This window comes from Sulfuritalea sp., assembly GCF_017302275.1.
Taxonomy (GTDB): Bacteria; Pseudomonadota; Gammaproteobacteria; order Burkholderiales; family Rhodocyclaceae; genus Sulfuritalea.
Genome location: NZ_JAFLDR010000009.1, coordinates 80,160 through 98,616 on the forward strand (window position 1 = coordinate 80,160; position 18,457 = coordinate 98,616).

General features: G+C 63.2%; 13 protein-coding genes. 4 read left to right on the forward strand and 9 right to left on the reverse strand.

Annotated elements, in window-relative coordinates:
* Positions 1–1,055 precede the first annotated feature (1,055 nt).
* The gene (locus J0M27_RS07020; RefSeq protein WP_294989075.1) at positions 1,056–3,548 is read right to left on the reverse strand and encodes a DUF3987 domain-containing protein; all 2,493 of its coding nucleotides are present in this window, start codon (positions 3,546–3,548) and stop codon (positions 1,056–1,058) included.
* Positions 3,549–3,556: 8 nt separating this feature from the next.
* Positions 3,557–3,781, reverse strand: coding sequence for an AlpA family transcriptional regulator (locus tag J0M27_RS07025; RefSeq protein WP_294989078.1), 225 nt, complete (start codon positions 3,779–3,781; stop codon positions 3,557–3,559).
* A 1,879-nt stretch (positions 3,782–5,660) separates the two neighbouring features.
* Between J0M27_RS07025 and J0M27_RS07030 the strand changes: the two genes are divergently transcribed.
* Positions 5,661–7,565: a SurA N-terminal domain-containing protein gene (locus J0M27_RS07030; RefSeq protein ID WP_294989080.1), complete on the forward strand. Its 1,905-nt coding sequence runs from the start codon at positions 5,661–5,663 to the stop codon at positions 7,563–7,565.
* A 107-nt stretch (positions 7,566–7,672) separates the two neighbouring features.
* Here the strand turns inward: J0M27_RS07030 and fabI are convergent, their stop codons facing one another.
* Complete coding sequence (fabI, locus tag J0M27_RS07035) at positions 7,673–8,473, reverse strand: enoyl-ACP reductase FabI (protein ID WP_294989083.1); 801 nt, start codon at positions 8,471–8,473, stop codon at positions 7,673–7,675.
* Positions 8,474–8,532: 59 nt separating this feature from the next.
* Here fabI and J0M27_RS07040 point away from each other — a divergent pair, with 59 nt between their 5' ends.
* Positions 8,533–10,674: an ABC transporter substrate-binding protein gene (locus J0M27_RS07040; RefSeq protein WP_294989085.1), complete on the forward strand. Its 2,142-nt coding sequence runs from the start codon at positions 8,533–8,535 to the stop codon at positions 10,672–10,674.
* Between the two features lie 141 nt (positions 10,675–10,815).
* Here the strand turns inward: J0M27_RS07040 and J0M27_RS07045 are convergent, their stop codons facing one another.
* The 3 genes from J0M27_RS07045 to J0M27_RS07055 are packed head-to-tail and all read right to left on the reverse strand — an operon-like array spanning position 10,816 to position 13,339.
* Complete coding sequence (locus J0M27_RS07045; RefSeq protein WP_294989087.1) at positions 10,816–11,544, reverse strand: arginyltransferase; 729 nt, start codon at positions 11,542–11,544, stop codon at positions 10,816–10,818.
* 7 nt (positions 11,545–11,551) lie between these two features.
* A complete protein-coding gene (aat, locus tag J0M27_RS07050; RefSeq protein WP_294989090.1) occupies positions 11,552–12,268 on the reverse strand; it encodes a leucyl/phenylalanyl-tRNA--protein transferase in 717 nt (238 codons plus the stop codon).
* Between the two features lie 6 nt (positions 12,269–12,274).
* Positions 12,275–13,339, reverse strand: a complete 1,065-nt coding sequence (locus J0M27_RS07055) for an ABC transporter ATP-binding protein (RefSeq protein WP_294989093.1) — start codon at positions 13,337–13,339, stop codon at positions 12,275–12,277.
* Between the two features lie 57 nt (positions 13,340–13,396).
* Here J0M27_RS07055 and J0M27_RS07060 point away from each other — a divergent pair, with 57 nt between their 5' ends.
* A complete protein-coding gene (locus tag J0M27_RS07060) occupies positions 13,397–15,052 on the forward strand; it encodes an iron ABC transporter permease (RefSeq protein WP_294989096.1) in 1,656 nt (551 codons plus the stop codon).
* A gap of 151 nt (positions 15,053–15,203) precedes the next feature.
* On the opposite strand, the gene J0M27_RS07065 is transcribed toward J0M27_RS07060, so the two are convergent.
* The 3 genes from J0M27_RS07065 to J0M27_RS07075 all read right to left on the reverse strand — a co-directional run bounded on the left by J0M27_RS07065 (position 15,204) and on the right by J0M27_RS07075 (position 17,227).
* Positions 15,204–15,443, reverse strand: a complete 240-nt coding sequence (locus J0M27_RS07065) for a CDGSH iron-sulfur domain-containing protein (protein ID WP_294989099.1) — start codon at positions 15,441–15,443, stop codon at positions 15,204–15,206.
* 158 nt (positions 15,444–15,601) lie between these two features.
* On the reverse strand, positions 15,602–16,624 hold the full coding sequence (locus J0M27_RS07070; RefSeq protein WP_294989102.1) for an extracellular solute-binding protein: 1,023 nt from the start codon (positions 16,622–16,624) through the stop codon (positions 15,602–15,604).
* Positions 16,625–16,741: 117 nt separating this feature from the next.
* A complete protein-coding gene (locus J0M27_RS07075) occupies positions 16,742–17,227 on the reverse strand; it encodes an NlpC/P60 family protein (protein WP_294989105.1) in 486 nt (161 codons plus the stop codon).
* 216 nt (positions 17,228–17,443) lie between these two features.
* On the opposite strand from J0M27_RS07075, the gene J0M27_RS07080 reads away from it, so the two are divergent.
* Positions 17,444–18,445, forward strand: a complete 1,002-nt coding sequence (locus J0M27_RS07080; RefSeq protein WP_294989108.1) for an oxidoreductase — start codon at positions 17,444–17,446, stop codon at positions 18,443–18,445.
* The last annotated feature ends 12 nt before the right edge of the window (positions 18,446–18,457 follow it).

Sequence of the window (18,457 nt, forward strand, 5' to 3'; positions counted from 1 at the left end):
ACCCCCGGCCTCGGGCTACCGTCCTCATGCACCGTTACCCACTCGAAATTCAAGAGAGGCACAAAAACAATTGCGAGATCGTCACTTGGTACTACAAAGGCTTTCGATTCATCGCGTGTTGTGGATCGAGGAGGCCGTTACCGAGCCACATCAAAGTCGTGGTGAATTTCCTATCCTCACAGTCGGGACCACCATTGTCACAGTAGCATTGGCCGCCTTCGTTTCTTGGTGGTTTTTATTTGCACTTGCTTTGGCTGTATTTCAGTTTTTTCGCTATTCAAGAAAAATTAGCAACAGGTACGATCAGAAAATTATTCACGCCGCCACGTCATCCGAGATGGCTTTTTGCATGCTTTATAGATTGAAGCAGATCAGCTTAACGACCCCTGACTTTCATAGTGCTTGGTATTGGCAATTCGACTCACAGTCAGAATAACGCATTGGTTACCCATTTCTATTTCGGCGTTCGGATATTCAGGCGCGTTGGGGAAGGAAGGGGATCTCTTTAGGTGGCGGCCGCAGCTGCCTGGTCCCCTGTCTGCTCCGTCACGGGCCTTGCAAACAAACCCGCAAGCCCCTCGCCGGCGCTACCGCATCGCGTACTGGACGCCCGCCGTCGCGTTAACAATCGCGCCACGGCTCTGGGCCTCCGACGACCATCTGAACTCCTGCCCCGCTGCCGCTGCGCCACTGCGCCGACCAGCGGTAGGACTGCTCGCCGGCTTGCGGCTTGCAGGCGGCTACCTCGTCGTGATCTGAACCACGCCGTCACGCGGTGAAGCTGCGTCACGGCTTTGTCTCTCCTGCTATCGCCGTCCCGCCAGCGCCGACTTTTCCCCTGGGCTGCCTTGGTCGCGTGCTGCCCGCCGCCTGCGCCGTCGGCGATGAAACAGCGCTTGAGCAGCGTGAAGGCGTAGCGGAATCACGCCCGCGATTCCCGGCACCCCCTGCTACTCTCGCTACTCTTGCTACCGATCAGCGTTCACGCCAAGCGTCGATAGCAAGAGTAGCAACAGTAGCAACACCCTCTGATGTCGAAATCCAATAGTTCACGTTCACTCCCGCTCAATCAGCAACGCCGGATTGATCACCACGTTCCGCCGACGGCCGGATTCCTCCAGCCAGGCGCGCCCCCGCTCGGCCAGGATGACAAGCGCTGCGCGCAGCTCGCGGCTGTCCCGGACGCAATTCGGACCGTATTGGTAGATCCGCTTCGTCGGCACACGATCAGTTCCGTTGGCCTGCGCTTCGCTACGTAACCAGGAATCGAGCCGGATCGCCGCCGCCAGCGAGGGCGGCGTGTCCAGGTCGGCGAGCAGGCGCCTCGCCTCGTTCAAGTGCCAGCCCACGATACTGGCCGCGGCGCGGATTTCCTCGGACGTTATCGTTCCGCTCGCGCCATACTCCAGCACATGGAACAAGGCTGCCAGCCGTGCGACGTTCTCCGCCGCCTTGGCCGCAACATCGCGCACGCCACGGAATGCACCTCGCGCGCCGAGTTCGCGCTCGATCTCGTCGTGAAAGCGTATCCACTCGGCACGTGCCAGCGGCGACAGATCCAGCACCGCCGGGGTGAGGCAGCCGTGCGCGTCGGTCGCGAGCGGTTGCGCAAGCAGCTCGCGAATGCGCGCCTGGAACAGCGCCACCTGCGGCATCGCCTCGGGCGCCGGGCGGTAGGCACGCGTGCCTTGCGTGCTCCCGGGCCAGGCGATCAGGAAGCGCGCGATGAATCCGGTGCCGCGCGGCAGTGTGCCGGCACGCTCCAGGAAGCCGCGCAACGCCTCCGGCTGGACCATCAGCCCAAAGGTCAGCCGCCGGTCGCGCAGCACGAAGGAGGGCTTGGAGCGCCGGTCGATCGCCATTTCGCCGCCGTCCCACAACACGTTGAGGAGCGCAAGGTTGCGCAGGATCGTGTCCTGGCCCATGCCGTGCGCACCGAACACCGCGCCGGCCTCGGCCGAGAGTACCCCACCGCTCGGCCAACCGGTGGCCAGCGCATGGGCAAGCGCCTCCGGCGTCGCATCGGCATAGAGCAGTCGCGGGACCAGTGGCGGCTGCGGCGCATCGCCCACCAGTGCCTCAAGTTCGCGTTCCTCGCTCCCCGTGTCCTGCGCCCGGCGCCGCTTGTGCTTGATCGCATCGAGGATGCCGGCCTTCTTTGCCTCGAATACCGCCGTGGCCGCTTCGAGCTTCGCGATCTCGGGAGACATTTCCTGCCGCGCCCCGGTTTCCCAGTCGCGCAATGCCGGGCAGAAGATCGCATCGCAGGTGGTCTTGCGTTCCCCGGAGTCGGCCACCGCCAGCAGATACAGGGAAATGGGACCCACGAGCTGATGATCGCGGCGCACGTTCGCCAGACCCTGCGCCGCGAGCGAAAGGGCTGAAAGGGCCGAGCAGGCCACCAGCGCCATCGGTGCCTGCACGAATCCCTGTGCCTGCCGTACCGCTTCACGCAGGATGTGCGGCAGCGCTTCGTCGGGATACGGCTGCGCGTCCAGCGGTTCGGTCAGCGGTTCGGGCTCCGGCCATTCCCTGGCTCTCGCCTTGGCGACGACGCCCATATCGAGAACGTCCTCTGCGGTCGCTTTGGCGGCCGCGATCGAAGCGCGCACGGCCTCAAGGCCCCGGACCCGGTAGAGGTCATTGAAGTCCGTCGCGCCGGCTGGACGATCCGCGCCAAACACCGGAACGGCGACGCGCGCACCGACCTCGCCGGCGGCAGTGCGCGCATGGGCGAGACCCGGATTGCCCGGAGTGCCCTCGTCGTCATCGGCGCACACGATGAGCTGCGACTCTGGATAGTTGTCCCTGATCGCTCTGGCGACCGGGGCCAGGTTACCGGCGTTGAAGGCAACGGCGACGGCGTACCCGGTTGCCGCGTGAATACTGGCGCCCGTGGCGTAGCCCTCGGCGATGCAGATCACTTTGCCGGCGACGCCGATCAGGAAATACAGGCCGGCGACCCGCCCGCCCTTCAGGAATCGCTTCGTGCCGCTCGCACCAATAAATTGCAGGCTGTGCAGCTCGCCGGCCGCGTCGCGGATCGGCACGAGCAACGCCCCCTTGAACACGCGCAGCCCATGCGCAACGACTTCCTTGCGTGCCAGGTACGGATGCGCATCGCCTACCGGCCGCGCGGCGTGCCAGATCCGTGCGGCGACCTCACGCGCGGCGGCGTGGCGCCTGATCGCTTCGTCCGTCCGTCGGGCGCTGGCTGCCTCCGCGTTCCTGCGCAGCGCATCGAGCTCCGCCGGCGTCAGCGCGCGCCCGATGTCGACGCGCCAGGATTCCCAGCCCTTGCCGTCGCGCCAGTTATCCAGTCCGCCGGCGGGAATGCCGTCCAGGTGGAGCAGGTAAGCCGCATCGCCCTTGCCATTCTTGCCCGCGACATCGCAGCGGTGAATGCTGCCGTCGGCGATGATGTTCGCGGGCGGAACGATGTCGCGCGCGGCGAGTGCCGCCCGAAACTGGTCAATGACCTCTGCCGTGGTGAGTACCGGCGCCAGGCACGTCCGCCCGGCCGTTGCAGGTGTGGGGCAGCCATGCATTCGCGGCATTAGGTCGACGGCCGGCCGCCGGCTCGGGCGATCTTCACCCGGGCGGCGATCCACTCGCTCACGTCCGACTCCAGCCAGCCCACCGCGCGTGGCCCGAGCGGCACGGGCTTCGGGAAGACGCCGTCCTTGATGTACTGGTAGATGGTGCTGCGCGAAAGTCCTGTGCGCGTCTGGACCTGCCTGCGTCGAAGGAAGGCTGGCTCACGCTGGATTGATTGCGTCATTTTTGTAACCTCGTGGCTCGTAGTGGAAGACAGCACCATCCTTCCACGTCACGCGGCCCTTGTGAGCCCGAATCGGAGCCTCGATGAAGCCCCGAAACTCCATTGACACTGGGAAGGACTTGGTTCTCGGCAGTGAAACGCCTGCGGCCATCAGTGCGGCGAGATTCCCGGTTATCCACGGGCCGATGCGTGCGGCCCCTCTCTGGCACGCGCGGATCGGGCGGTGGGTAACCGGGTTTGCTCGAATGATTCCGCGTCCGACCCTTGCGCAGAGAGCAGATCTTGGCGAATGCTGCAAGCCGATTTGAGGCTTTGCTGGAGCACCAATTTGACGTGCTACGCGAAACAAAGGATCCGATTGGCGCTGCATGCCCGCGGTTCCCAAGCGGGTGATCCCGGGAACTCTCCAGAGGCGACTCGGTCACAACGTTGATTGTAAAGGTGGCTTCTTCAGCCCGCTTGATGCCCGTAAGCGCATCGCCCTTGCTCGCACCGTCGAGCGCCAAAGCCGGACTCATCTCCTGGAAGCCGGCGGCCGCAAGGCACGGAGATAGACGTAAGCCCGTAGTCAAAGTCCGCACAGCATCCAGCCAATTTGCAACGGCTGACGTTCTACCGCGACCCCGCTCGACAAGTACGCGGTCGCAATCAAGCTTCACCCGCATTCGCGCGTGACAGCCCTACTCAACCGCCCCAGCGGCACCCTCTGCTTCAATCAGCACTGTTCTGCGCCAGGCGTGCCGCGTGTGGCATACACGAGGCAGGATCGCGCCGACCAATCGCATTGGCGCCCGCCAGTGCGATTCCTGCTGCAACGCTGGCCGCGCCAAACAGCAGCAGTTCTGCGCCAATCGCGTCGTCACTACCGCGGCGCGAGCCGGTAGTGACGACGCGCTCAATGCCCCAGCCGACAAGGCTTCCCGGTCGCTGGCGCAAGTGACGACCCCAAGTGACGGGCTCCCTGACCCGTCGTCATGCTGGACCGCGCAATACGGTCCTTCTACTTGCCCGCTCCCTGCGGGCTCAGTCCGAAGCAGCGCCGTAGGGGCGCACCCCTGAGTCCTGGGTCAAGGGCTCATCTCGACGAATCGGCTTCCCACAGGAAGCGCCGTCGACGCCAATGCCGCGCGCCGCGGTGGCCAGCAGCAAAGCAAACGGCACGAAACGGGAGTGGTGTCCCGGGTCCCTCGTACCTCCCGCCACGCTTAGGCGTTCGGGACGGACAGAAACACTTACCGGACAGGCTTCACACACCAGCATCAGAGTAAAGGGCAGCAGCAAAGAGCAGAAGGAAAGGGACGGAAATATTGGGGCAACAAATGGAGGAAAGGAATTGAACCTGGCGAGGACAAGTTGCTGCGAAGTCAGATCGCTGTTAGCACTGCTGACGCTGCGCAGCGGCGCATCGCTTTCGGGAATCAGAATTTGTACGGCCGCTTTCCGGCAGTGAATTCCGAAAGGTGACGGTCTCTTCCGTGCCCATAACGGTCGGTGGACGAAATCGGGAGCGGCCATTCGCCAGGAACGGGGAGATCGGGGAAGCGGCCATTCGCTACCGGTGGTCAGTCAGCGGGAAAGTCGGCGCTGGCGGCACGGCGATAGATGGAAGCGGAAGAGCAAGCATTCGCGCCAAGATAATAGCCCCCCGCTGCTATAATTCTCGAATTGACTATAGGTTGCCGGTCTTCGCCGACGGTATATTTGACGGTATTCTTGGTTGGTGGGTGCGGGTTAGCCTCTGGTAGCAACGGTTTCAGGCTAGGTTCGACCCCGTCAGCACCACCACCGAACAAAGGCGAACTCCAGTTCGCCTTTTTCGCATTTGTATCACCGGCGAATCCGCCGGTGACCGCACTATCACGGACAGGGCTTTCGGCGCATGCTTTTCGATATCGTTCGCAACAACAAGCGGGTTACGCAGCTATTTCTTGCACTCATTACCCTGCCGTTCGCGTTTTGGGGCGTCGAGTCCTATGTGCGTAACACCGATTCCGACATTGCGGTCGCCTCGGTGGGTAGAGGCAAGATCAGCCAACAGGAGTTTCGGGCAGCGATGCGCGAGCAGCAGGATCGGATGCGTACCCAGCTTGGGGGCAAGGTCGATCCCGCGACCTTCGAAACTCCGCAGATGCGTCGCGCGGTGCTTGATTCCCTGATCACTCAACGCCTGCTAGCGGCGCACGTCCGCACGGGCAAAATGGTGGTCGGAGACCAGCAACTGGTCCAGTTCATCGCCAGCGTTCCCTCGTTGCAGGACAAAGGGAAATTTTCCAAGGAGCGCTATGAAGCGCTGGTGACCTCCCAGGGCATGAGCAAGGAGATGTTCGAAGCTCGCGTTCGCCAGGATATCGCGGTGCAACAACTGGTACTGCCGGTGACGGAAGCAGGAATCGTCGGCAGCGTCGCATCCAATCGCTGGATGGCGACCCAATTGGAGCGGCGGGAAATCAGCGAGTTGCAACTTGTTCCGGATAACTTCACTGGAAAGGTAAGTCTGGGCAGCGATGCCGTAGAAAAATTCTACGAGGCCAATCGCAAGCTGTTTGAACTGCCGGAGCAGGTGCGTGCCGAGTACCTGGTGTTGAGTCGCGATGCCATGGCCGCGCAGGCCGCTATCGGCGACGAGGACATCAAGGCGTATTACAAGACGCACGAGGCCCGCTTCAAGGAGCCGGAATCGAGACGGGCGAGCCATATCCTGATTCGCGCCGACAAGGCGGCGCCCGAGAGCGAAGCGAATGCGGCCAAGGCCAAGGCTGAAGGTCTGTTGGCCCAAGTGAGGAAGGCTCCAGCCGAATTCGCCAAGTTGGCCAAGCAGCATTCCCAGGATCCCGGGTCTGCAGCAAAGGACGGCGATCTTGACTGGTTCGGTCGTGGTGCCATGGTGAAGGCTTTCGAGGACGCGGTGTTTTCCCTGAAGGATGGTCAGGTCTCCGACGTAGTTCGATCCGATTTCGGTTTTCACGTCATTCGTGTCACAGGGATCCGTCCCGAGCGCATCAAGTCGCTTGACGACGTAAAGGCGGAGATCGTCGCCGAACTCAGGCGGGAAATCGGCGCCAAGAAATACGCAGAGGCGGCCGAGGCCTTCGGCAACACGGTTTATGAGCAGTCCGATAGCCTCAAGCCAGCAGCGGAAAAGTGGAAACTGGAAGTTCGGCAGACACAGTGGATTGCCAATGGTGGCAAGCTGTCGCCGAATTTCGACAGCCCGAAATTGACAGGCGCCCTGTTCGGCGACGATGCGCTAAAGAACAAGCGCAATACCGAAGCGGTCGAAGTTGCGCAGGGAATGCTGGTGGCGGCACGTGTGCTGGAGCACAAGCCGGCTGCCCTGCAGCCTATCGAGTCGGTCAGGGCAGATATCGAAAAGCGGCTCATTCGTGAGGAAGCGGCCGCCCTTGCAATCAAGGACGGTGAAGAAAAGCTGGTGCGTTTGCGCAAGGGCGAGACCGTCGATCTGAAGTGGCCTCCGTCCCGCGTCGTGAGCAGGAACCAGGCACCTGGACTGCCGCCGGAGTCGATTCGGGCGATCTTTGCGACCGGTACCGCGACGTTACCGGTACATGTCGGAGTTGGCTATTCCGGACGCGGCTATGCGCTGTATCGGATCAGTTCGGTGAAGGCAGGCGAGAGCAGCAAGGATGATCCCGGTTCACGGGCGCTATCCCAGAAGTATGCCGGCCTGATTGCGGAGGAGGAGTTTGCCGCCTGGATGGCCAGCCTGAAGGCGAGCAACCCGGTAGAAATCAACAAGGCGGCGCTGGAGACCAAGGAGCGCTAGTCTTCTCCGACGCAACAAAAAAAGGCGCCGGGTTGCGGTGCCTTTTTTCTTGGGTTGGTCGGCGTAGTCGCCTTGGCTTTCTCGTTGTCGGAACCCGCGGTGCGGCCCTATCCGGGCAGGGGATCCGCGTTGCCCATTGCCGTCGTGTGCGTACCACCGTCGACATACAGTATTTCGCCAGTGATGCCGCTGGCAAGGTCGGACAGCAGGAACGCGGCCGCGTTGCCGACTTCGTCGATGGTCACGTTGCGACGCAACGGGGCATGGTGGGCATTGTAGGCCAGCAGCTTGCCGAAGTTGCCGATGCCCGAGGCCGCCAGTGTCTTGATCGGACCGGCAGACAGGGCGTTGGCACGGATGCCCTGGGGGCCCAGGCAGAATGCCAGGTAGCGGGTTGCCGCTTCGAGGCTCGCCTTGGCCAATCCCATGGTGTTGTAATTGGGCATGGTGCGAACCGCGCCGAGGTAGCTGAGCGCGAGCAGCGCAGGATTATTGCCCTTCATCAGCAGCGGACGGGCGCCCTTGGCCAGGGCCGGGTAACTGTAGGAAGACACATCGTGCGCGATGCGAAAGGATTCGCGCGAGATTCCGTCGAGAAAGTCCCCCTCTATCGCCTCGTTGGGGGCAAAGGCGATCGAATGGACCAGCCCGTCCAGGCCGTCCCAATGCTTGCCGAGGTCGGCAAAAAGCGAATCGATCTGCGCGTCTTCCGCGACATCGCAGGCGTAGATCGCCTTGGAGCCGAACTCGTCGGCGAATTTTGCGATGCGATCGCGAACGCGATCGTTCTGGTAGGTGAAGGCGAGATCCGCGCCTTCGCGGTGGCAGGCCTTGGCGATTCCGTAGGCGATCGACCGGTTGGAGATCAGTCCGGTGATGAGTATGCGTTTGCCGGCGAGAAATCCCATCGCTGTTTCCTTGGTTGAATCCAGCGGCGGATTATAGCGGATCGGCTAAACTCACCGTCATGCGTAGCGCGATCGCCAGCCTTCTTGTCCTCCTGCTCGTGGGGTGCGGCAGCGCCTGGAACGATCCATATCCAGCGTCGGACCGGGGGCGCAATATCCTCTACAGCGCATTCACGGACCGCCCCAAGCATCTCGATCCCGTACAGTCCTACAGCGAGGACGAAATAACGTTTACGGCGCAGGTCTACGAGCCGCCGTTGCAGTACCACTACCTGAAGCGTCCCTACACCCTGATCGCCGCCACCGCCGAGGCGGTGCCGCAGCCGCGCTATCTGGATGAGCAGGGACGCACGCTGGGAGAAGGTGTCGACCCGGCACGGATTGCATTTACCGACTACGTGATCGCCATCCGGCCGGGCATTCGCTATCAGCCACATCCGGCCTTTGCGCGCGCCGCATCCGGCGAACCGGCCTACCATTCGCTCTCGGCCGGCGACCTGCCCGGCATCGTCACCCTGGGTGACTTCAAGTTGCGTGACACGCGGGAACTGACCGCCGACGACTATGTGTATGGCTTGAAGCGCCTGGCCCATCCGCGCTTGCACTCTCCCATCTTCGGCCTCATGGATGAATACGTGGTGGGGCTGGGTGACCTTGCAAAGCGCCTGAAGGCGGAGAAGGACCAGGGCTGGATCGATTTGCGCCAGCATCGCCTGGAGGGGGTCGAGGCCATCGACCGCTATCGTTACCGCATCCGCGTCAAGGGCAAGTACCCCCAATTCCTGTACTGGCTGGCAATGCCTTTCTTCGCTCCCATGCCCTGGGAAGCCGACAAGTTCCACAGCCAGCCCGGCATGGCGGAGAAGAACCTGACACTGGACTGGTACCCGATCGGTACCGGGCCCTACATGCTGACGGAGAACAATCCGAATGCGCGCATGGTGCTGGAGAAGAATCCGAATTTCCGTCGCGAGGCCTATCCCTGCGAGGGGGAGGCCGACGACAATGAGGCCGGCTTGCTGAAGGATTGCGGGCAGGTGCTGCCCTTCATCGACAAGGTGGTGTTCACCCGCGAGAAGGAGCAGATTCCCTACTGGAACAAGTTCCTCCAGGGTTATTACGATGCATCGGGCATTTCGTCCGACTCCTTCGACCAGGCGGTGCAGGTCAGCGCCGGCGAGATCACGCTGTCCGACTCGATGAAGGCGCAGGGCATCGTGCTCACCACCTCGGTGGCGACTTCCAGCATGTACATGGGCTTCAACTGGCTCGATCCCGTGGTCGGTGGCGCCGATCCGAAGACCGCCGAGCGCGGACGCAAGCTGCGCCAGGCTGTTTCCATTGCGATCGACCAGGAGGAATTCATCTCCATCTTCCAGAACGGCCGCGGCATTGCCGCACAGGGCTTGATTCCGCCGGGCATCTTCGGCCATCGCGAGGGTGCGGCCGGCATCAATCGCCACAGCTACGACTGGGTGGACGGTCAGGCCCGGCGCAAGCCGGTGGCTGAGGCGAAGCGCTTGTTGGCCGAGGCCGGCTGGCCCAACGGGCGCGATGCCCGGACCGGCGAGCCGCTGGTGATCAACCTCGATACCACTGCCACGGGTGTCGGTGCCAAGGCGCGCATCGACTGGCTCAACAAGCAGTTCTCCAAGATCGATGTGCAACTGGTGGTGCGCAGTACCGACTACAACCGATTCCAGGAAAAGATCCGCAAGGGCGCGGTGCAGCTCTTCTACTGGGGCTGGAATGCGGATTATCCTGACCCCGAGAACTTCATGTTCCTGCTCCACGGCAAGCAAGGCAAGGTCAAGCAAAGCGGCGAGAACGCGGCGAACTACCAGAACGCGGAGTACGACCGGCTGTTCGAACTCATGAAGACCATGGAGAACAGCCCGCAACGCCAGGAGATCATCGACCGCATGACCGAGATCCTGCGCCATGATGCGCCATGGGTATTCGGCTTCCATCCCAAGGATTACAGCCTACGCCACGCCTGGCTGCTCAATCGCAAGCCGAGCAAGGTCGGTCACAACACGCTCAAGTACCAGCGGGTCGATGCCGCGTTGCGCGAGCAGCGTCGCAGCGAATGGAATCGGCCTGTATTGTGGCCGCTATTGGTTCTTGCGCTGGCGCTCGCCGCGGCGATCTGGCCGGCCTGGAGTGGCTACCAGCGACGGGAGACCGCGACCGCGCGCTGACGCGGAATCGCCGCCGTGTCGCCGGCACCGACTCTTAAAGGTCTGCCGCCGGTCCGCCTCAAGGCAGACCCATCAATAACCCGCAAGCATAGCGGGCCATGGTCACCCCTTCTTCTGGAGAAGGGGCCGGGGGGAAGGCGCCTATTCCTCGACCGCCTGCCACTCGCCGTGGCGCAAAGCCTGAAGCGGGCGGAACCTGGCCTTGTAGGCCATCTTGCGGCTGTCGCGGATCCAGTAGCCGAGGTAGAGCCACGGCAGGCGGATATGCTGGCACTGGGCGATCTGCCAGAGTATGGCGAAGGTGCCATAGCTGGCGTTCGTCGCATCGGGATCGTAAAAGGTGTAGACCGACGAAAGGCCGTCGGCGAGAACGTCGACGATGCTGACGACGCGCAGCAAGTCGCCTTCGCGGAACTCGATGAGTCGGCTGTCGACATGGGTCTGCAGCAGGAAGTGGGCGTACTGGTCGCGGCTGTCCTGATCCATGCCGCCGCCCGAATGGCGCGCGGCCTGATAGTGCTGGTAGAGCTGGTAGTGCTCTTCGCGGAAGGTCAGGCTGCATTCGCGTGCGGTGAGCCCCGCGTGCTGGACCAGCGCGCGGCGCTGGCTGCGGCTGGGTGCGAAGGCATTCACGTCGAGCCGCACCGGCTGGCATTCGCGGCAGGCGTCGCAGTAAGGGCGGTAGGTGAATACGCCGCTGCGGCGGAAGCCGGCCCGCACCAGCTCGCTGTAGGTGGCGCTGTCGATCAGGTGGGTGGGCGTGGCCACCTGCGAGCGCGCGATGCGGCCGGGCAGGTAGGAGCAGCCATAGGGTGCGGTCGCATAGAACTGCAGCAGCGGGAAGGGTGGCAGGTCGCGCAGGTGGGTCATCTGAATGTCACTCCGCGCGCCGGAAATGGCCGTCGATAGCCCCCGCCGGCCATCGGCAGGGTCCGTCGCCCGATCCGCACAACTCGTCCAGCCGCGCGGCGAAATCACGGCGGGCTATCGGTCGGGCCCCCAGCGAGGCAAGGTGTCGGGTTTCCATTTGGCAGTCGATTATGCCGAATCCGCGCTGTTTGAGGTAAGCGCACAAATGGGCGAGGGCGATCTTCGACGCGTCGCGCCGATCGGCGAACATGGATTCGCCGTAGAAGGCCCGGCCAATGGCGACGCCGTAAAGGCCGCCGGCCAGCGCACCATCGATCCAGGTTTCGACGCTGTGTGCATGGCCGAGGCGATGCAGTTCGCCGTAGGCCTCCTGCATCTGATCGGTGATCCAGGTACCGGGCTGTCCCGCGCGCGGTCGGCCGGCACAGGCGCGGATAGCCTCGTCGAACGCCGTATCGAGTCGCACCTGGTAGTTGCCGTTGCGCAGAGTCTTCGCCAGCGAGCGGGAAACCTTCAGTTCGTCGGGCAGCAACACCATGCGCGGGTCCGGACTCCACCACAGGATCGGATCGCCTGCCGAATACCAAGGGAAGATGCCGCGCCTGTAGGCGGCGAGCACGCGTTGTGGAGCGAGGTCGCCCCCCGCGGCGAGCAGTCCGTTGGGTTCGGTCAGGGCGCTGGCAAGTGCCGGAAACACTGGCTCCGGAGGCAGCCAGGGAATCATCGGCAATCAGACTTGCTTGAAGGTGACCACGTGGTCGACATCGAGCCGGATGCCGATCTTTTCACCGATGGCATGATTGTGGTGCGACGGGACCAGTGACAGGACCTGCACGCCCGAGGCAAGGCGCAGGGTGTAAAGGAACTCCGCGCCGCGAAAGGCCTTGGCGACTACTTCGGCCTTGACCTCGCTGGCATCGTCGTGGATCACATCGTCGGGGCGCAGCAGCACATCGAGCCGGCAGTCGCGCGGGCATTCCGCGCAACTCGAGCCGCAATCCATCGGCACTTCGGAATCCAGCCTGCCCAGCTCCACTTCCACGACCTGATTCGACAGGACTTCGCCCGGCAGGAACACGCCCTGGCCGATGAAATCCGCGACGTGGCGGGTGGCCGGACGGTGATACAGGTTGTAGGGTGTATCCCACTGCTCGATGCGGCCTGCACGCATGATGCCGACGACATCGGCCACGGCGAACGCCTCGTTCTGGTCGTGGGTGACCAGGATTGCCGCCATGCCGGCACGCTTGAGGATCTCGCGCACTTCGAGCGAAAGGCGTTCGCGCAACTCGACATCGAGGTTGGAGAATGGCTCATCGAGCAGCAGCAGGTGGGGCTGCGGCGCCAGCGCACGGGCCAGCGCCACCCGCTGCTGCTGGCCGCCTGAGAGTTCGTGCGGATAGCGCTCTCCGCGGCCGGCCAGGCCGATCAGTTCCAGCATTTCATCGACGCGCTGCCGTCGTGCCGGCGCCGACTCATCGCGCAGGCCGAAGCCGATGTTGTCGGCGATCGACAGGTGGGGAAACAATGCATAGTCTTGGAACACCATGCCGATGCGGCGCGCCTCGGCCGGCATCTGGGCCTTCTCGCTGGCGATGGTCACGCCATTGAGACGTATGCTGCCCGCCGACGGAATCTCGAAACCGGCGATCAGGCGCAGCATGGTGGTCTTGCCGCAGCCCGACGATCCGAGCAGGCAAGCGATCTCGCCGGGCGCCAGGTCGAACGACAGATCGCTGACCACGGCCTGCTTGCCGTAGGCATGACTGACGCGGTCTACTTCGAGCAATGACATGGTCGTTGCGTCACCAGCGGGTGGTGGAGAATGAGTCTCAATTATAATCGGCCGGTCGTGTCCCGCCCATTTCCATTCTCTCCGCTCAAGGTCCTTTCGCTCGCGCTCGCGGTTCTGGTAGCGCTGCCGGTGCTCGCGGTCGGCATCAACCTGTTCGCCGCAGGGACCGGCGATACCTGGGGCCACCTGATGGCGACGGTACTGCCGGAGTATGTCGCGAACTCCGTGTGGCTTTGCCTGGGAGTCGGTATCGGTGTCGCCGCCATGGGGACAGGCGCCGCCTGGCTGGTAGCGCTCAACGACTTTCCCGGACGGCGCGTCGCCGAGTGGGCGTTGCTGCTGCCGATGGCCATGCCGGCCTACGTGCTGGCCTATGCTTATACCGATTTCCTGCAGTTCGTCGGTCCAGTGCAGACGGGTTTGCGTGAGAGCTTCGGCTGGCACAAGGGTGACTACTGGTTCCCCGAAGTGCGTTCGCTGGGCGGCGCCATCGTGCTGTTTTCCTGCGTGCTCTACCCCTATGTCTACCTGCTGGTGCGCACGGCGTTTCTGGAACGCGCCGGCGGCATGATCGAGGCGGCGCGCGCCCTCGGGCTCAATCCCTGGCAGGGCTTCTGGCGCGTCTCGATTCCTCTGGCGCGCCCGGCGATCGCTGCCGGCATGGCGCTCGCGCTGATGGAGACGCTCGCCGATTACGGCACGGTGGCCTATTTCGCGGTGCAGACATTCACCACCGGCATTTACCGCGCGTGGTTTTCGCTGGGGGATCGCGTTGCCGCCGCCCAGCTCGCCGCGGCCCTGCTCGGCTTCGTTGCGCTGCTGATCCTGCTCGAACGAATCAGCCGCGGTCGTGCGCGTTACCACGACAACACCGGGCGTCGTCGCGCGACTCGGCAGGTCCTTACGGGAGGAAATGCCCTGCTGGCCCAAATCGGCTGCGCGATCCCGGTGATGATCGGATTCCTGCTTCCGGCGCTGCTGCTGTTGCGCCTCGCTCTGGGTGAGGCTGGCGAGGAGTCGGTCGGTTTTGCCGAGCGCTTCGTCGTCCTGGCGCGCAACAGCTTTGTGCTGGCGGCCCTGGCGGCGGCACTTGCCGCACTTCTGGCGCTGCTGCTCGGGTTTGCCGCGCGCGACGGACGCAGGCTGGCGGTGCTGGCGAATAGGGTGGTCGGGCTGGGCTACGCCGTGCCGGGTTCGGTGATCGCGGTAGGCGTGCTGATTCCGGTGACTCGGCTTGACCACTGGCTTGCGGCGCTATGGCAGCAATTGACGGGGGCAAATCCAGGCCTCATCCTGACGGGCGGCATCGCCGCACTGGTGTACGCCTACCTGGCGCGCTTCCTGGCGATTGCCCTGCAAACGGTGGAGGCGGGCCTGGCGCGCATCACGCCGAGCATGGAGGCGGCGGCGCAGAGCCTCGGCAGCAGTCCAGGCGAGACATTGCGCCGGGTGCACCTGCCTCTGATGCGCGGCAGCCTGCTGACGGCCGCCCTGCTGGTGTTCGTCGACGTGATGAAGGAACTCCCGGCGACGCTGGTGATGCGGCCCTTCAATTTCGACACGCTGGCGACCCAGACCTTCACATTGGCAGCGGACGAGCGCCTGGCGGAAGCGTCGACCGCGGCACTGGCGATCGTTGTCGTGGGCCTGCTGCCCATCATCCTGCTGGCCCGGCAGATATCCGCCGGGCGCAGCCAGGTGAGTTCCTGCTGACGCTCAAAACCGTAGTAGGTCACCGTCGGCGCCTGAAAGTCGCGTTAGCGGTATTCATGGCCCGCCCCCGCCCATCCTCCCCCTCGCGGGGGAGGCTACTGATTGGCTCGCTACGCTCGATGTCAGCGGCGAACCATCCCGCCGTTTCAGGCTAAAGCGACTTGTGGCTGCCGTCGCACAACGCACCGTTGGCGCTGTGCTTGCAACCGCAGAAGTACACGGCCTTGCTGTCGTCTGCGGTGTACTTGACCGGAGCGAATTCGGAACCCTTGTGGCTGCCGTCGCAGAAAGGTTGCGACTTGCTCTTGCCGCAGGAACACCAGTAGTAATCCTTGCCCTTTTCGACATTGACGGCGAAGGGTGATTTCGCGGCGATTTCCGGCTTGGTCATGCTGTTCTCCGATGCTGTTGAAAGTAGGCGCACTATAGGCAATTCCTTCTGCAAGCGATACCGGCGTGCGGCAACAGGTTGTTTCGTCCGGACGAACAATGAAGGGTAGAAGTCGGCGCTGGCGACACGGGGTGCCGCCAGCGCGATGCTCGCGAGGCTTACTTCCAGCCGGCGCGGTCGTAGGTGCGCTGCGCAGCGGCCGCATTCTTTGCCAGCGCGGCCACCGGCAGCGGGTCCGCCTTGAACTTGCCCATCGCCTCCAGCGCCGAATTCTTGACCGCCACGGTGGGTACCGACGGCCATTCGTTGTTGCCGTCGGCGAAGTAGCGTTGCGCATCGTCGCTGGCCAGGTATTCGAGGAACTTGACGGCAGATTCCTTGTTCGGCGCGGTTTTCAGCATGCCGCCGCCGGAGATGTTGATATGCGCGCCGACACCTTTCTGGTTCGGCCAGATGATCGCGAGGCGTTCCATCATGCGGCGATCCTCGGGCTTTTCCGAGCGCAGCAGGCGCGCGAGGTAGTAGGTATTGGAGACCGCCACGCCGCATTCCCCGGCGGCCACGGATTTGATCTGGTCGGTGTCGCCGCCCTTGGGCGCACGGGCGAAGTTGGCCACCACGCCACGCGCCCATTGTTCGGCCTTCTCTTCACCCAGGCGGGCGATCAGCGATGCCATCAGCGAAATGTTGTAGGGATGGCTGCCGGAACGGGAGCAAACCTTGCCCTTGAGCTTAGGGTTGGCGAGATCCTCGTAGTTCTGCACGTCCTCGGCTTTTACCTGCTCGCGATTGGCGACGATGACGCGCGCGCGGGTGGAGAAGGCGAACCAGTCCGGGCTGCGCAGGTTGGCCGGAATCCGGTCCTCGAGCAGCTTCGACCTGACCGGGGCGAACAGGCCCAGTTCGTCGGCCTTCGCCAGGCGCGCGGCATCGACCGTGAGAAAGATGTCCGCGGGGCTGTTGACGCCTTCATTGCGGATGCGCTCGAGCAGTTCATCCTCCTTGGCCTCGATGCGATTGATCTTGATGCCGGTCTGCTTGGTGAAATTGGCGTAGAGCGCCTCGTCGGTCTGGTAATGGCGGGCGGAATACAGATTGAGGACCTTTTCCTGCCCGCTGGCGGTGGCGGTGACAAGTGCCAGAACAACTGGGAAAAGGAAGCGAATGACGGTCGGTTTCATGGTCGGGATTGAGTCCAAAAAGAGTTTGATCCTGGAATTGTATTAAGAAGCATTCGCAATAGCAAGTAAAAATAAAGCCAGCTTGACGCTGGCTCCTGTTTGGCGAGGTGCTACCAGTCAGGGATTTACCCGGCGTGCGCCATTGAAGCGCTTCATCCAGTAACCGTCGCGTAAATCCTCGATTCGGACGCGACCTCCGCTGCGCGGCGCATGCACGAACTGGTTGTCGCCCAAGTAGATGCCGACATGCGAGAAGGCATTGCGCATGGTATTGAAGAAGACCAGATCCCCAGGCTTGAGTTCGTCCCGATGGACAACTTCGCCGGTCTTGCTCATCTCGCGCGAACTGCGTGGAAGGACTAGCCCGAGACCCTCGCGGAAGACGTGGCTGACGAAACCCGAGCAGTCGAAGCCGGCTTCCGGGGAGCTGCCGCCGCGCCGATAGCGGATGCCGAGCAGATCCATGGCCTGATCGATCGCATCCTGCGCCGTGGCTGTGGCGCGATCAACGAAGGAAACCGTCAACGGCTGAGGCACCACGATGGCTTCGTCGGAACGGGCAGCGGGGGAAATCAGAAACGTGGCGAGGAGCAATACTCGCAAAACGCGTATGGGTATTCCTTGCATGGGGCGAAACCTTAACACCGACTGGCCGAGCCTGTAAACCCCGCTTTTGGCGATTCAGCGCTCCGTAAGTTAGCTCTGGCTATAATTAATCTTTGCAACGTCAATAAAAACAATTATGTCGCGGGCGTCGCCGGGCGGTATCCGAACGATATCGCCCACCTGCGGGTGCGGCATGAATTCGAGGAGGCTACTGTGGGCTTCAAGGCTTACCTGATCAATCAGGAAGACGGCAAGGTTGCCAGTCGTTTTGTCGAAATGGACGAAGCGCAGCTCGATCCCGGCGAAGTCACCGTCGCCGTCACGCACTCGAGCATCAACTACAAGGACGCCCTGGCTGCAACGGGAGCGGGGCGCATCATTCGGCGCTTTCCCTGCATCGGCGGCATCGACCTGGCCGGGCGCGTCATGGCCAGTACCGATCCGCGTTTCAAGGCGGGAGACGATGTTCTCGCCACCAGCTACGATATCGGCGTGGCCCATCACGGCGGTTATGCTGAAATGGCCCGCCTGCCCGCCGACTGGGTGGTAAAGCTGCCCGCCGGCTTGTCTCGTGCCGACGCGATGGCGCTTGGAACCGCTGGTTTCACCGCCGGATTGGCCGTGGTGCGCATGGAACACGATGGCCTCGCTCCGGCCAAGGGTCCGGTGGTCGTTTCCGGAGCCACGGGCGGGGTGGGCAGCATCGCCATCGAAATCCTGGCCAAACGCGGCTATCGCGTCGTCGCATTGACCGGCAAGGAGGCAGAAACCGACTACCTGAAAGGACTCGGCGCCACGGAGGTCATGTTGCGCCAGTCGCTCGACCTTACCAAGATCAAGCCCCTGGGCAAGGAAACCTGGGCCGGCGCGGTGGATAACCTCGGCGGCGACGTGCTGACATGGATGGCCAGCACCATGAAAGTCGGTGGGACGCTGGCCTCGATCGGCCTGGCGGCCAGCCATGCCCTCAACACCACCGTCATGCCCTTCATCCTGCGTGGCGTGAGCCTGCTCGGGATCGATTCGGTGAATTGCCCGATGGCGCAGCGCGCTGCCGTTTGGCAGCATCTGGCGACCGACATGCGGCCGGCGCACCTGGCACCGGGATCAGGTCAGATGGTGCGTGAAATTGCCTTCGATCATCTGCCCGCCGCGTTCGATGACTATCTGCAGGGACGGGTCAAGGGGCGTGTCGTAGTGAATATCGCCGCGTGAGCCGGCAAGTCA